Annotated in this window: 14 protein-coding genes and 1 tRNA gene; 2 read left to right on the top strand and 13 right to left on the bottom strand. The window is 55.6% G+C overall.

The features are described 5' to 3' along the window. Positions 1-49: 49 nt before the first annotated feature. The 3 genes from BMW97_RS22775 to proB form a co-directional block, all read right to left on the bottom strand. Positions 50-125 (bottom strand) — tRNA-Thr (locus BMW97_RS22775). A gap of 111 nt (positions 126-236) precedes the next feature. Next, entirely contained in the window at positions 237-1,490 is a 1,254-nt protein-coding gene (gene proA / locus BMW97_RS22780) for a glutamate-5-semialdehyde dehydrogenase (RefSeq protein ID WP_023326745.1), read from the bottom strand. Positions 1,491-1,501: 11 nt separating this feature from the next. Next, entirely contained in the window at positions 1,502-2,605 is a 1,104-nt protein-coding gene (gene proB / locus BMW97_RS22785) for a glutamate 5-kinase (protein WP_090393253.1), read from the bottom strand. Between the two features lie 303 nt (positions 2,606-2,908). Here proB and phoE point away from each other — a divergent pair, with 303 nt between their 5' ends. Next, positions 2,909-3,961, top strand: coding sequence for a phosphoporin PhoE (gene phoE / locus BMW97_RS22790; protein ID WP_045909841.1), 1,053 nt, complete (start codon positions 2,909-2,911; stop codon positions 3,959-3,961). 160 nt (positions 3,962-4,121) lie between these two features. Here the strand turns inward: phoE and crl are convergent, their stop codons facing one another. The 3 genes from crl to gpt form a co-directional block, all read right to left on the bottom strand. Further along, a complete protein-coding gene (gene crl / locus BMW97_RS22795; RefSeq protein WP_045909842.1) occupies positions 4,122-4,523 on the bottom strand; it encodes a sigma factor-binding protein Crl in 402 nt (133 codons plus the stop codon). Positions 4,524-4,580: 57 nt separating this feature from the next. Then, positions 4,581-5,825 (bottom strand): esterase FrsA, encoded by a 1,245-nt coding sequence (frsA, locus tag BMW97_RS22800; RefSeq protein ID WP_045909843.1) that lies wholly within the window; start codon positions 5,823-5,825, stop codon positions 4,581-4,583. A 104-nt stretch (positions 5,826-5,929) separates the two neighbouring features. Continuing rightward, complete coding sequence (gene gpt / locus BMW97_RS22805; RefSeq protein ID WP_003863205.1) at positions 5,930-6,388, bottom strand: xanthine phosphoribosyltransferase; 459 nt, start codon at positions 6,386-6,388, stop codon at positions 5,930-5,932. 260 nt (positions 6,389-6,648) lie between these two features. Between gpt and pepD the strand changes: the two genes are divergently transcribed. Beyond that, the gene (gene pepD, locus BMW97_RS22810) at positions 6,649-8,106 is read left to right on the top strand and encodes a cytosol nonspecific dipeptidase (protein ID WP_045909844.1); all 1,458 of its coding nucleotides are present in this window, start codon (positions 6,649-6,651) and stop codon (positions 8,104-8,106) included. 76 nt (positions 8,107-8,182) lie between these two features. Here pepD and dinB read toward each other — a convergent pair whose 3' ends face one another. The 7 genes from dinB to BMW97_RS22845 form a co-directional block, all read right to left on the bottom strand. Beyond that, positions 8,183-9,241, bottom strand: a complete 1,059-nt coding sequence (gene dinB, locus BMW97_RS22815; RefSeq protein WP_045909845.1) for a DNA polymerase IV — start codon at positions 9,239-9,241, stop codon at positions 8,183-8,185. Between the two features lie 108 nt (positions 9,242-9,349). After that, entirely contained in the window at positions 9,350-9,553 is a 204-nt protein-coding gene (gene nqrM / locus BMW97_RS22820; RefSeq protein ID WP_023615899.1) for a (Na+)-NQR maturation NqrM, read from the bottom strand. Then, complete coding sequence (nqrF, locus tag BMW97_RS22825) at positions 9,553-10,776, bottom strand: NADH:ubiquinone reductase (Na(+)-transporting) subunit F (protein ID WP_032646969.1); 1,224 nt, start codon at positions 10,774-10,776, stop codon at positions 9,553-9,555. Before nqrF ends, nqrM begins: the two co-directional genes overlap by 1 nt. Positions 10,777-10,786: 10 nt before the next feature. Then, positions 10,787-11,383, bottom strand: coding sequence for an NADH:ubiquinone reductase (Na(+)-transporting) subunit E (gene nqrE, locus BMW97_RS22830; RefSeq protein ID WP_045909846.1), 597 nt, complete (start codon positions 11,381-11,383; stop codon positions 10,787-10,789). A gap of 6 nt (positions 11,384-11,389) precedes the next feature. Beyond that, the gene (locus BMW97_RS22835) at positions 11,390-12,028 is read right to left on the bottom strand and encodes an NADH:ubiquinone reductase (Na(+)-transporting) subunit D (RefSeq protein WP_045330387.1); all 639 of its coding nucleotides are present in this window, start codon (positions 12,026-12,028) and stop codon (positions 11,390-11,392) included. Then, positions 12,021-12,815, bottom strand: a complete 795-nt coding sequence (locus BMW97_RS22840; RefSeq protein WP_045909847.1) for a Na(+)-translocating NADH-quinone reductase subunit C — start codon at positions 12,813-12,815, stop codon at positions 12,021-12,023. The genes BMW97_RS22835 and BMW97_RS22840 overlap by 8 nt, the downstream gene beginning before the upstream one ends. Continuing rightward, positions 12,808-14,043, bottom strand: a complete 1,236-nt coding sequence (locus BMW97_RS22845; RefSeq protein ID WP_045909848.1) for an NADH:ubiquinone reductase (Na(+)-transporting) subunit B — start codon at positions 14,041-14,043, stop codon at positions 12,808-12,810. Before BMW97_RS22845 ends, BMW97_RS22840 begins: the two co-directional genes overlap by 8 nt. Between the last annotated feature and the right edge of the window lie 2 nt (positions 14,044-14,045).

Consider the following 14,045-nt stretch of genomic DNA (forward strand, 5'->3'; position numbering starts at 1 on the left):
ACAGTGAAAATAAGGAAGGTACAAATGACGCGTAACTACTTGATATGACTGGTGCCGATAATAGGAGTCGAACCTACGACCTTCGCATTACGAATGCGCTGCTCTACCAACTGAGCTATATCGGCCCTGAGAGGCCGGTTACGAGTGTAACCACGGGGCAAAAGGTTAGATCTATCCGGGTGATGCGTCAATGCCCTTTTGAATCAAACGGCTATTTTTGCATCACCCGTGATTATTTACGCACGAATCGTATCGTCGCCGAAGCCGATCCACTTGTACGTGGTCAGCGCTTCCAGCCCCATCGGACCGCGCGCGTGCAGTTTCTGCGTGCTGACCGCCACCTCAGCGCCGAGGCCGAACTGGCCGCCGTCGGTGAATCGGGTGGAGGCATTCACATACACCGCAGAGGAATCCACTTCGTTCACGAAGCGATCCGCATTGCGCAGCGTACGCGTCAGGATGGCGTCAGAATGCTGCGTGCCATGCTCACGGATGTGCGCAATGGCGTCGTCGAGATCGCTCACGATTTTCACGTTCAGATCCAGTGACAGGAACTCGTCGTCGTACTGCTCCGCGTTGACGGGAACGACGTTAGCCGGGCCATCCTGCAGCAGCGCGAGCGCACTGGCGTCAGCATGCAGCGTCACGCCGCTCTCTGCCATCTGTTTGCTCAGGGCCGGCAGGAAGGTGTTCGCTATGCCCTGATGCACCAGCAGCGTTTCAACGGTGTTACAGGTGCTAGGACGCTGGGTCTTCGCGTTAACGATAATCTTCAGCGCAGGAGCAATCTCAGCGCTGTCGTCTACCACGATATGACACACGCCAATACCGCCGGTGATCACCGGAATCGTCGACTGCTCGCGGCACAGCTTGTGCAGGCCCGCGCCACCGCGTGGGATCAGCATGTCGATGTATTTGTCCATGCGCAGCATTTCGTTGACCAGCGCGCGGTCCGGGCTCTCAATTGCCTGCACGGCACCCGCCGGTAAGCCACACTCTTCCAGCGCCTGCTGAATGACTTTCACCGTCGCGGCGTTGGTGCGCCAGGTCTCTTTCCCACCGCGCAGAATGGCGGCGTTGCCGGTTTTCAGGCACAGGGAGGCGACATCCACCGTCACGTTTGGTCGGGCTTCATAAATAACGCCGATAACGCCCAGCGGCACGCGACGGCGCTCCAGGCGTAAACCGCTGTCGAGCAGCCCACCGTCAATCACCTGCCCTACCGGGTCGGCCAGATTGCAGACCTGACGAACATCGTCGGCGATGCCTTTCAGGCGAGCCGGGGTCAACGCCAGACGGTCGAGCATCGCTTCGCTCAGACCGTTGCGACGCGCTTCCAGTAAATCCTGCTCGTTGGCGAGCAAAATTTCCTGGGACTGAGATTCCAGATAATCAGCGATTTTTTCCAGCACGCGGTTTTTCTCGCGGCTGGAAAGGAGCGCCAGTTTATAAGAGGCGGCCTTCGCGGCGGCGCCCATTTGTTCCAGCATGTTCTGGCTCCTTAACGAATAATCATGTCATCGCGATGCACGGCAACCGGGCCATATTCATAGCCCAGAATGGCGTCGATCTGCTGCGAATGGTGACCCGCGATGCGGCGCAGGGCATCGCTGTTATAGCGGCTTACGCCGTGGGCGATGTCGCGGCCTTCGAGGTTACGGATGCGGATCACTTCACCACGGGAGAAGTTGCCTGTCACGCTTTTAATTCCTTTAGGAAGTAATGAACTTCCTCGTTCCAGAATCGCGGCGATCGCCCCTTCATCAACGACGAGTTCGCCCGCAGGCGGCGCGCCAAATATCCAGCGCTTACGGTTTTCCAGCGGGGATTCCTGAGCGTGGAAGCGGGTGCCAACGGAGATGCCTTCCATCACGTCGCCAATCACGCCAGGGCGGCTGCCCGCGGCAATAATGGTGTCGATACCGGCGCGGCACGCCACGTCGGCGGCCTGCAGCTTGGTCCCCATACCGCCCGTTCCGAGGCCGGACACGCTGTCACCGGCGATGGCGCGCAGCGCATCGTCGATACCATGAACGTCGGTAATCAGCTCAGCTTCCGGGTTGGAGCGCGGATCGGCGGTGAACAACCCCTGCTGATCGGTCAGAAGCAGTAATTTATCAGCGCCGGCCAGAATGGCGGCCAGCGCAGAGAGGTTATCGTTATCACCCACTTTAATTTCAGCGGTAGCAACGGCATCGTTCTCGTTAATGACCGGAACGATATTGTTGTCCAGCAGCGCGCGCAGGGTATCGCGGGCGTTCAGGAAGCGCTCTCTGTCTTCCATATCCGCACGCGTCAGCAGCATCTGCCCGACGTGGATGCCATAGATAGAGAACAGCTGTTCCCAGAGTTGAATGAGTCGGCTTTGCCCCACGGCGGCCAGCAGCTGTTTGGAGGCGATCGTCGCGGGGAGTTCGGGGTAACCCAGGTGTTCACGCCCGGCGGCAATCGCCCCGGAGGTCACAATCACAATGCGATGCCCTGCGGCATGTAACTGAGCGCACTGACGTACAAGCTCAACAATGTGGGCGCGATTTAGGCGGCGCGATCCGCCTGTTAAAACACTGGTACCGAGTTTTACCACCAGCGTCTGGCTGTCACTCATGATTCTCTGCCGTTCAACGATAAGGGAAAGTAATGTCGAACGAACGTTTTAGCAGGAGTCAGCCCCGTTGCCAACTGCCTTAGCACATCGCGAAACACTTTGTTGCGCGGGATCAGGAAGCGTAGCGGGAGAATTTGACACTTTTATTACCGAAATAATAAATCACAGTTTTTTAAAATTATTCTTAGTTTGTCATAAAAGTTTCATTCCAGAACGATAAAACCCTTCCTGTTTTTTCACGGGACTTAAGCATGAGCTTATCGTCCAGCGAATTTTTAGCGCGTTTATAAGACAGGATCGAAAATGAAAAAGAGCACTCTGGCATTAATGGTTATGGGCGTAGTGGCTTCTGCATCCGTTCACGCAGCTGAAGTTTATAATAAAGATGGTAATAAGCTGGACGTGTACGGCAAAGTGAAAGCCATGCACTACATCAGCGATGATGCCACCAAAGACGGCGATCAGACTTACGTTCGTTTCGGTTTTAAAGGCGAAACCCAGATTAACGATCAGCTGACGGGCTATGGTCGTTGGGAATCTGAATTTGCGGGTAACAAAGCCGAGAGCGACTCCTCTCAGAAAACCCGTCTGGCGTTCGCGGGCCTGAAGCTGAAAAACTTTGGTTCTCTGGATTACGGTCGTAACCTGGGTGCCCTGTATGACGTTGAAGCATGGACCGACATGTTCCCTGAGTTCGGCGGCGACTCTTCCGCGCAGACCGATAACTTCATGACCAAGCGTGCGACCGGTCTTGCTACCTACCGTAACACCGACTTCTTCGGCGCGGTTGACGGCCTGGACATGACCCTGCAGTACCAGGGCAAAAACGAAAACCGTGACGCCAAGAAACAGAACGGTGACGGTTTTGGTACCTCTCTGAGCTATGACTTCGGCGGCAGCGATTTCGCCGTCAGCGGTGCTTACACTAACTCTGACCGCACCAATGCGCAGAACCTGCTGGCGCGTGGCCAGGGCCAGAAAGCCGAAGCCTGGGCTACCGGTCTGAAATATGACGCGAACGATATTTATCTGGCAGCGATGTATTCAGAAACCCGCAATATGACGCCAATTTCTGGCGGATTTGCTAATAAAGCACAGAACTTTGAAGTCGTCGCACAATATCAGTTCGATTTCGGTCTGCGTCCGTCCCTGGGTTATGTCCAGTCTAAAGGCAAAGATATCGAAGGTATTGGTGACGAAGATCTGGTGAAATATATTGACGTTGGCGCGACCTATTACTTCAACAAAAATATGTCCGCGTTTGTTGATTATAAAATCAACCAGATTGACGACAAAAATAAACTGGGCGTGAGCAGCGATGATATCGTTGCCCTGGGTATGACCTACCAGTTCTGATGATGCGAAATAAAAAACCGGCCTGGTGCCGGTTTTTTTTATTTCGGGGATTAATGCGGGCTGGTGCCCTCACCCCGGCCCTCTCCCACGGGGAGAGGGAGAAAACCATCATTTTTGTAGGCCGGGTAAGGCGAAGCCGCCACCCGGCGCTGTGACGCTATCAGGCAGTCAGCTTCACCGCTTCGCTGGAAAAGTCATCCGCTGGCTCGAACCTGAGATCAAGAGTCGCCAACAATGCGCGTGCCTTATCGTGGAACTCTTTCAGCGTGTATTCCAGGCGGTCAATCACTTCCTGATCTTTAATGGTGGTCGCCTGCCAGTTGCCGTCTTTATTAAACAGACCAAACTGGTAGCTATACGTAAAGCGTTTTTCTTCTGCTTCCATTTCCATCCACCAGCCCCAGAATTCACGTTTTTCGGGTGCAGGCTTCACGTTGACGCATACAGCCAGGCAGTCGAAAAAAAAGCGATTCTCTTCACACTGCTCTTCTCGAATATACGGGCCAAGAGCCATGAACTTCTTAATCAATCTACTTTTCGGGTGTCCACTCGGTAACGTCATTGCGATCTCCTTTTGTGAAGCCACTGTTTTACCAAACCAGCGAAATTTAGCAATCTATTAACACAATCTCTGAGCGATCCAGCGCGTAATCTCCTTCAGAGCTTTATCGAAATTCTGATAGACCGGGCTGAACGGCACCTCAAGTAATTTGCCATCCGCAGATGACGACGTGATTAAGCGCGACTCTTCTTCCGGACTGAACGGATCGTTTTTCCAGAAACCCGACAGCATCGGCGTTGGGCAGCGACGTCCCAGTAACCCTTGCGTTTTTAACGAGTAGCGATTGAGCTCCACGCGCAGCGCTTCGTCTGATGCATCATGCATGCCAAGACGGCTGGCCAGCACATCAAGGTACATTTCGGGCACGCTCCCCTGGCGGGCGGGATCGCTGAGCAGAGCGTGAACGACCGGACCAAGGCAGGCGACGGCTTTCAGGCGGGAGGACTCAAGGTAAGCCAGACGCACCGCGACGTTTGCACCAAAGCGGAAGCCAAATGCCGCCACGCGGGTGTGGTCAACCCACGGAATGTTTTCCAGCGCTTTTAGCGCATGCTGGTGCAGCAGGCTGGAATCCTGAGTCAGTTTCCATTTGGAGGAGAAGCCGATTGAGGGCATATCCAGCGTCAGCATCGCGATCCCTTTTGGTGCGAAGTAACGCTCATAGAGGCTGTAATAATCTATCTGCAACGAATCCAGCCCCCCGCACATGAGGACGGTCGGGAACGGACCTTCACCTTCAGGCATATGCAGGAACCCGGTGATGGATGACCCACCCGGAATGGTAAACTCGAGTTCGCGCATCTGGCCCGGCAGGCGTTGAGCCGCCTCTTCGTAAGCGCGATTCGCCAGCGCCTGTGCCTGCTCAGCCAGCTCATCACCTTTCAGATGTGGATACGCGGCAATGGCGTAGAGATTGGCCGCATGCAGCCAGTGCTTGCCGCTGCGCGTGGCATCCTCTTCCTGGGTGGCTTTTTGCTGCCAAAGCATCGCCTGTTTAGACCACTCGTAGATCCAGTTTCCCCCCCGATAACCCACCACCGTATCATAGAGTTCGCTGTCGGTGCGCTCGGCTTCACTCATCACGATACGCGCCTGCACATCAAGGATTTCACGAGGATCGATACCGCGCCAGACCCACATCAGGCGGTTAATCATACGATACCAGTGGGGCACGTTTTTACCGTCTAACGCGGACTGGACGGCAGGCTGGGTCCCCGGATTAAAGCGACGCACCAGCGTCGACGTTTCAGGGTGTTTGAAACGGGGTTTGAAAAGTGTCTCGGTGAGATTCGCCTGCGTCATTGCGTTGCCTCCATGAATACGTCATATGAAGACTATTGTAACGCGTGGCAGGCCAAAAAGAACAACGCCCGGCATAGCCGGGCGTGTAAAGTTACGTACTGGTATTAACGGCCTGAAATCGGCGGTACGAAGACCACGCCCATATCCCATGGCTGTTCAATCCAGGTATCCTGCGGGATATCAATCACGTAATCGTCAACCAGCGGGCGACCAGCAGGTTTCGCGAAGATAGTGACGAAATGGGCTTTCGGATACATTTCACGGATAGCCACCGCAGTACCACCGGTATCCACCAGGTCATCAATAACGATGAAACCTTCACCGTCGCCTTCCGCGCGTTTCAGCACTTTCAGCTCACGCTGGTTATCATGGTCATAGCTGGAGATGCAGACGGTATCGACATGACGAATACCCAGCTCACGTGCCAGCAGCGCCCCCGGTACCAGACCGCCACGGCTGACGGCAATAATGCCTTTCCACTGTTCGGAAGGCATCAGACGCGCAGCCAGTTTGCGTGCGTGAATCTGCAACATGTCCCAGGTGACGACGTATTTTTCGCTCATGTGAAGTGTCCCAGCCTGTTTTTATACGGCTTAAAAAGTGTTCGAGGGGGAAATAGGTTGCGCGAGATTATAGAGATCTGACGCACTAAAAACCAGTGTTTAGCGCCCTCAGCCTGAGTTTTTACATGCTTTATGCTACCAGCCAGCAGAGAAAGTGGTATTCTCAGATTCATCTCGCAAGCCTGACTTGTGGTAACTATTAACCTGCTAACCCTGTGACCTGCAACCCTGTTTGCAGCGCCTCGACAAGGAGACTTATCGTGTCTGAACTGTCTCAACTATCTCCGCAGCCGCTGTGGGATATTTTTGCCAAAATCTGCTCCATTCCACACCCTTCCTACCATGAAGAACAGCTTGCCGAACATATTATGGGCTGGGCGAAGGAAAAAGGTCTGCATGCGGAACGTGACCAGGTTGGCAACATTCTGATCCGCAAACCCGCCACCGCAGGCATGGAAAACCGTAAACCGGTTGTGCTGCAGGCGCACCTGGACATGGTGCCACAGAAGAACAACGACACCGTTCACGACTTCACCAAAGACCCGATTCAGCCGTACATCGACGGCGACTGGGTGAAAGCGCGCGGCACCACCCTGGGCGCGGATAACGGCATCGGTATGGCCTCTGCGCTGGCCGTGCTGGCTGACGACAGCGTTGAGCACGGTCCACTGGAAGTGCTGCTGACCATGACCGAAGAAGCGGGCATGGACGGGGCGTTCGGTCTGCAGGCGAACTGGCTGCAGGCGGATATCCTGATCAACACCGACTCCGAAGAAGAAGGCGAGATCTACATGGGCTGCGCGGGCGGGATTGATTTCATCTCTACCCTGCCGCTGTCACGCGAAGCGATTCCTGCCGGTTTCCAGACCTTCAAGCTGACGCTGAAAGGACTGAAAGGCGGCCACTCCGGCGGTGATATTCATCTGGGTCTGGGCAACGCCAACAAGCTGCTGGCCCGCTTCCTGGCAGGCCATGCGGCTGAGCTGGATCTGCGTCTGGTAGACTTCAACGGCGGTACCCTGCGCAACGCGATCCCACGCGAAGCCTTCGCCACCGTAGCGGTTCCAGCATCAAAAGCCGACGAGCTGAAAAAACTCTCCACCGTATACCTGGATATCCTGAAAAACGAACTGTCGGCGAAAGAGAAGAACCTGACCGTGGTGCTGGAATCCGTCTCCACGGATAAAGCCGCGCTGACCGTGCAGTCTCGTGACACCTTCGTTCAACTGCTGAACGCGACGCCAAACGGTGTGATCCGCAACTCTGACGTGGCGAAAGGCGTGGTGGAAACCTCACTGAACGTGGGCGTGGTGACCATGAGCGACGACAGCGCGGAGATCATCTGCCTGATCCGTTCCCTAATCGACAGCGGTAAAGAGTATGTGGTGAGCATGCTGGAATCTCTGGGCACGCTGGCGGGAGCAAAAACCTCAGCCAAAGGCAGCTACCCGGGCTGGCAGCCGGATGCAAGCTCTCCGGTGATGGCGCTGGTGCGTGAAACCTATCAGCGTCTGTTCAACAGCACGCCGAACATTCAGGTGATCCACGCAGGTCTGGAATGCGGTCTGTTCAAGAAACCGTACCCGGACATGGACATGGTATCTATCGGGCCAACCATTACCGGTCCGCACTCGCCGGATGAGCAGGTTCATATCGAAAGCGTCGGTCACTACTGGACGCTGCTGACTGAACTGCTGAAAGCGATCCCTGCGAAGTAACATCTTCATCCCAACCCTCTTCCTGTGGAAGAGGGTGAAAAACCCAGGCCCGGTAAGCGTAGCGCACCGGGCTTTTTTACAATCCCAATACCAGTTGTCGCTCTAACTGCGGATCCAGCAGCGTGACGTGCAATCCCACCAGCCTCACCCCTCGCCCACCTCGTCGCTCTTCCCATGCCTTTTTTGCCGTCGCGATAAGATCGTCCTTATTCAAACGCGGCCAGACATGTTCCTGCGTGGTCTGCTGGAAATCGTTGAATTTGAGCTTGATGCCCTGACGGGCAATGAGCAGGTCCGGCTTCACCTTGCTTAAGCGTCGTTCCAGCTCCGGGTAGAGCTGTTCCGTGATAATAGATTCGCACTCGGACCAGTCATGAATATCTTCAATGAGGGTACGCTCAACGCCGACGGATTTCCGCAGCCGTTCGCTGTTAACATCGCGATCGTCAATCCCCTGGCTGCGCTCCCACAGCACGCGGCCAAACTTCCCGAAGCGCTTAAGCAGCATAGCGAGATCGCTTCGCTGCACGTCTTCACAGGTGCGTAACCCCATGCTTTCCAGCTTTGCGGCGGAGACTTTTCCTACCCCGGGGATTTTGCCGAGCGGCAGCGTTTTTAAAAATGCGGGCACCTCTTCCGGCGTAATGACGTACTGGCCGTTGGGCTTATTTAAATCAGAGGCAATTTTGGCAAGGAACTTAACGGGCGCCACACCCGCCGATGCCGTCAGATTCAGCTCGTTGAAAATCGTCTGGCGGATCTCCTGCGCCATCAGCGTGGCGGAGCCGTGGCAGTGCATGCTGTCAGTCACATCGAGATAGGCTTCGTCCAGCGACAGCGGCTCTATCAGAGAGGTATAGCGGGAGAAGATTTCCCGAATATGAAGGGAAGCCTCTTTATAGGCGTCGAACCGCCCTGGCAGAAGCGTGAGATGAGGGCAAAGCTTTAAGGCCATCGCCGTCGGCATGGCGCTTCGCACGCCAAATTTGCGCGCAGGATAGTTGGCGGTGCTGATGACACCACGCTGAACGCGGCTGCCGCCAATGGCGATGGGAATATCCCGCAGCGCCGGGTTGTCACGCATCTCCACTGCGGCAAAAAAGCAGTCCATATCAACATGGATTATTTTGCGCATAGTAAGCCCTCACTCATCACTGGATAAGTATACAGTAAATAAATGAGGGTTGAGAAGCAGATGTAAGAATGCCGGGTGGCGGCGTTGCCTTACCCGGCCTACAAAAACTTAAATAATGCGCTGCTGCTCGCGCGCCATGCGTTTTTTGCGGGCGTCGCACGGTTCCGGGCAGTCGCAGACCTTCTCCATACCAATGGAGGAAATACCGCCGCAGCTGCCCTGAATGCTTTTCCGCTTAACGATCCAGCCTAACGACATGCCGAAGATGACAAGCACAAAAACCACAAAGGTTGCCAAAAACGTCAGCATCATCAGCCTCCAAAGTCATCAAGCATGATGTTCTCATCTTCGACGCCGAGATCTTTCAGCATCTTAATCACGGCGGCGTTCATCATCGGCGGACCACACATATAGAACTCGCAGTCCTCGGGCGCCGGGTGCTGTTTGAGGTAGTTTTCATACAGCACGTTGTGGATGAACCCCGTATAGCCCGTCCAGTTATCTTCCGGCTGCGGATCGGAGAGCGCCACGTGGAAGGTAAAGTTCGGGTTTTCACGTGCCAGCTGTTCAAACTCGTCGTCGTAGAACATTTCACGCAGCGAGCGCGCCCCGTACCAGAAGCTGATTTTACGCTTGCTGCCGAGCCGCTTGAGCTGGTCAAAAATGTGCGAGCGCATCGGGGCCATACCGGCACCGCCACCGATAAAGACCATCTCCGCGTCGGTATCTTTCGCGAAGAATTCCCCGAACGGACCGGAGATGGTCACCTTATCGCCCGGCTTCAGGGACCAGATGTATGATGACATCACGCCCGGCGGCGCATCCGGCACATTCGGTGGCGGCGTGGCGATACGCACGTTGAGCATGATAATGCCCTTCTCCTCCGGGTAGTTGGCCATTGAGTAGGCGCGCAGCGTCGGCTCTTTTACCTCTGATACAAAGCGGAAGAGATTGAATTTGTCCCAGTCGGCGCGGTACGCCTGCGGAACGTCGAAGTCCGCATATGCCACGGTATGCTCAGGACACTCAATCTGAATGTATCCGCCGGCGCGGAACGGGACATCTTCCCCCTCCGGTACGCGCAGCTTCAGCTCTTTGATAAAGGTAGCTTTGTTATCATTAGAGATAACTTCACATTCCCATTTTTTGACGCCGAAAATCTCTTCCGGCAGTTCAATCTTCATGTTCTGACGCACTGCGACCTGACAGGCCAGACGGCAGCCCTCTTTTGCCTCACGCTTAGTGATATGCGCCAGCTCGGTGGGCAGAATATCGCCACCGCCCTCTTTTACCGTCACGCGGCACTGCCCGCAGGAGCCGCCGCCGCCGCAGGCTGAAGAGACAAAAATACCGTTACCGGAGAGCGTGTTGAGCAGTTTATCTCCCGCAGGCGTGCGGATCTGATTCTGCGGATCGTCATTAATATCAATCACCACGTCGCCGGAATTCACCAGCTTCGCCCGCGCCGCCAGAATGAGTCCTGACAGCACCAGTACGATCAGCGTGAACATCACCACGCCAAGAATAATTTCCATCTGTTAGCCCTTATAGCTGCACACCGGAGAAGGACATAAAGCCCAGCGCCATCAGCCCGGTGGTGATAAAGGTGATCCCTAAGCCACGCAGACCTGCAGGCACGTTGGCATATTTCATTTTCTCGCGGATCCCCGCCATGGTGACAATCGCCAGCATCCAGCCGATGCCGGAACCAAAACCGTACACCACGGATTCACTGAAGTTGTAATCACGCTGAACCATAAACGAGACGCCGCCGAAGATGGCGCAGTTCACCGCGATCAGCGGGAGGAAGATCCCCAGCGCGTTGTAGAGTGAAGGGAAGTACTTATCGAGGATCATCTCCAGGATTTGCACCAGCGCCGCGATCACCCCGATAAAGGTAATAAAGTTCAGGAAGCTGAGATCAACCCCTTCCACCAGCGCGCCGTCGCGCAGCACAACGTTGTACACCAGATTGTTAATCGGAACCGAAAGCCCCAACACAACGGTGACCGCCACGCCCAGTCCAAATGCCGTCGACACCTTTTTGGAAACCGCAAGGAACGTACACATGCCGAGGAAAAACGCGAGCGCCATGTTTTCAACAAACACCGCGCGCACAAACAAACTCAGGTAATGAGCCATTGTCGGTTACTCCTTTTCCTGCTGTTCTGGTCTCAACGTACGAATCAGCCAGATCAACAAACCGATAATGAAAAATGCGCTAGGAGCCAGCAGGAACAGGCCGTTTGGCAGATACCATCCGCCGTTTTGCACCGTGTCCAGCACCGTGATGCCAAACAGCTTGCCGCTGCCAATCAGCTCTCGCAGGAACCCCACGGTCAGCAGGATCGCGCCGTAGCCGAGGCCGTTGCCGATACCGTCCATAAAGCTCGCCAGCGGCGGCATTTTCATGGCGTAGGCTTCCGCACGCCCCATGACGATACAGTTGGTGATAATTAGCCCGACAAACACCGAGAGCTGTTTGGAGGTTTCATAGGCGAAGGCGCGCAGCAGCTGATCGACCACGATCACCAGCGAGGCGATGATCGCCATCTGCACGATGATCCTCACACTGTTGGGAATGTGGTGGCGGATCATCGAGATAAACATGCTCGAAAACGCCGTAACCAGCGTGACGGCCAGCGTCATTACCACCGCCGTTTCCAGCTTGGTCGTCACCGCCAGGGCTGAACAGACGCCCAGCACCTGCAGCGTGATCGGGTTATTGGCGAGCAGTGGGCCAATGAGCACCTTTTTCACTTCTTTCAGTTCACCGGTATCAGCCATTGTTCAGCGCTCCTTCACGTACGTTTTTCAGGAAAGGACCAAAGCCCAGCTCGCCCATCCAGAAATCAAAACTGTGCTGCACGCCGTTTGAGGTGAGCGTAGCGCCGGAAAGCCCGTCGACCGCGTAGTCGTCACCGGGACGTGCCGCTCCTTTCATCACCTTCAGCGCAGGCAGACCGTTATCGTCGAGCACTTTCTTGCCGACAAACTGTGCCCGCCAGTTCGGGTTTTCCACTTCGCCGCCCAGCCCCGGCGTTTCGCCCTGGTCATAATACGTAATGCCTTTAACAGTGCGGCCATCCGTATCAAGGGCCACAAAGGCATACATCATTGACCACAGGCCGTTGCCGTAGACAGGAAGCACCACTTCCTGAATGCGTTTTTGGGGGTCACGCACCAGGTAAATTTCGGCGAGATTGCTGCGGCGCTTAATCCCGGCAGGGTCTTGCGATGCCTCGAGCGTCAGGCTCATCTGTGGATCTTTCAGCGCCAGCGCCTGGTTGAAGGTTGCCGGGTCTTTATCCAGCAGCTGGCCTGTTTTTAAATCCACCAGACGCGCGGAAATTCGTTCGGCAAAGACGGCCGAAACCTCATCTGCGCTCATCCCCTCCTGCATCAGTCCGGCCACGGCCAGAATGTTGCGCTGTTTATCCAGGGCACGTTGCTCCTGCTGCAGGGGTTTTAACCCCACGGCAGAACCGGCCACGACAATGGAGCAGACCAGACAGAGCACCAGCACCACCAGCAGCGTTTTGCTGATGCTGTCGTTATTTTTGACTTCAGCCACGCGCCTTCCTCCGCTTGATGTTGGCCCGCACCACCAGGTAATCGAAGAGTGGCGCAAACAGATTGGCAAACAGAATCGCCAGCATCATGCCCTCCGGATACGCCGGGTTGACCACGCGGATCAGGACACACATCGCGCCAATGAGCACGCCATAGCTCCATTTACCTTTATCGGTAAACGAGGCCGAGACGGGGTCCGTCGCCATGAACATCATGCCGAACGCGAAGCCCCCCAGCACCAGATGCCAGTACCACGGCATAGAGAACATCGGGTTGGTGGTCGAACCGATAAGGTTGAACATCGTGGCGGTCAGCACCATGCCGATCATCACGCCTGCCACAATCCGCCAGGAGGCCACGCGCCCAAACAGGATGCTCGCCCCGCCAATCAAAATCATCAGCGTCGAGACTTCACCAATAGAGCCGGGAATGTTGCCAATAAAGGCATCAAACCAGGTCACGGGCTGACCCGTCGCGTTGTTCACCAGCGTTTCGCCGCCGTGTGCCGCCCACTGTGAAAGCGGCGTCGCACCGGAAAAACCGTCTGCCGCCGTCCAGACCAGATCGCCTGAGATTTGCGCCGGATAGGCAAAGAAGAGGAACGCACGTCCCGCCAGCGCCGGGTTGAGGAAGTTCCGCCCGGTGCCGCCGAAAATTTCTTTAGCAATGACCACGCCAAAGCTGATGCCCAGCGCCGCCTGCCAGAGCGGTAAGGTTGGCGGGACAATCAGGGCAAACAGAATCGAGGTCACGAAGAAACCTTCGTTGATCTCATGTTTACGGATGATGGCGAACAGCACTTCCCAGAAGCCACCCACGATAAATACCGTGATGTAAATCGGCAGGAAGAACACCGCGCCCAGCGTCATCATGCTGATCCAGCCCGCGTCTGGCGCAAAGTTCACCCCTAACGACTGGGCCAGGCGGTAGTGCCAGTCAGACTGAAGCACCTGCGCCAGCTGCTGCGCATCGTACATGTGGTGCAGCGCCGGAAGGGTCTGCAAACCGACGTTGTACATCCCCCAGAACATCGCCGGGAAGACTGCAAACCACACCAGAATCATCATCCGCTTAAGGTCGATGGCGTCACGAACGTGCGACGCCCCCTTCGTCACCAGACCCGGCGTATAGAAAATGGTTGCCGTTGCTTCATACAGCGGGTAGTACTTTTTGAGCTTCCCTTCGGTAAAGTGCGGCTCCATTTTTTCAAAGAGGTGTTTTAAGCCCATCG

The sequence above is a fragment of the Enterobacter sp. NFIX58 genome (assembly GCF_900110475.1).
Classification (GTDB): Bacteria; Pseudomonadota; Gammaproteobacteria; order Enterobacterales; family Enterobacteriaceae; genus Enterobacter; species Enterobacter quasiroggenkampii.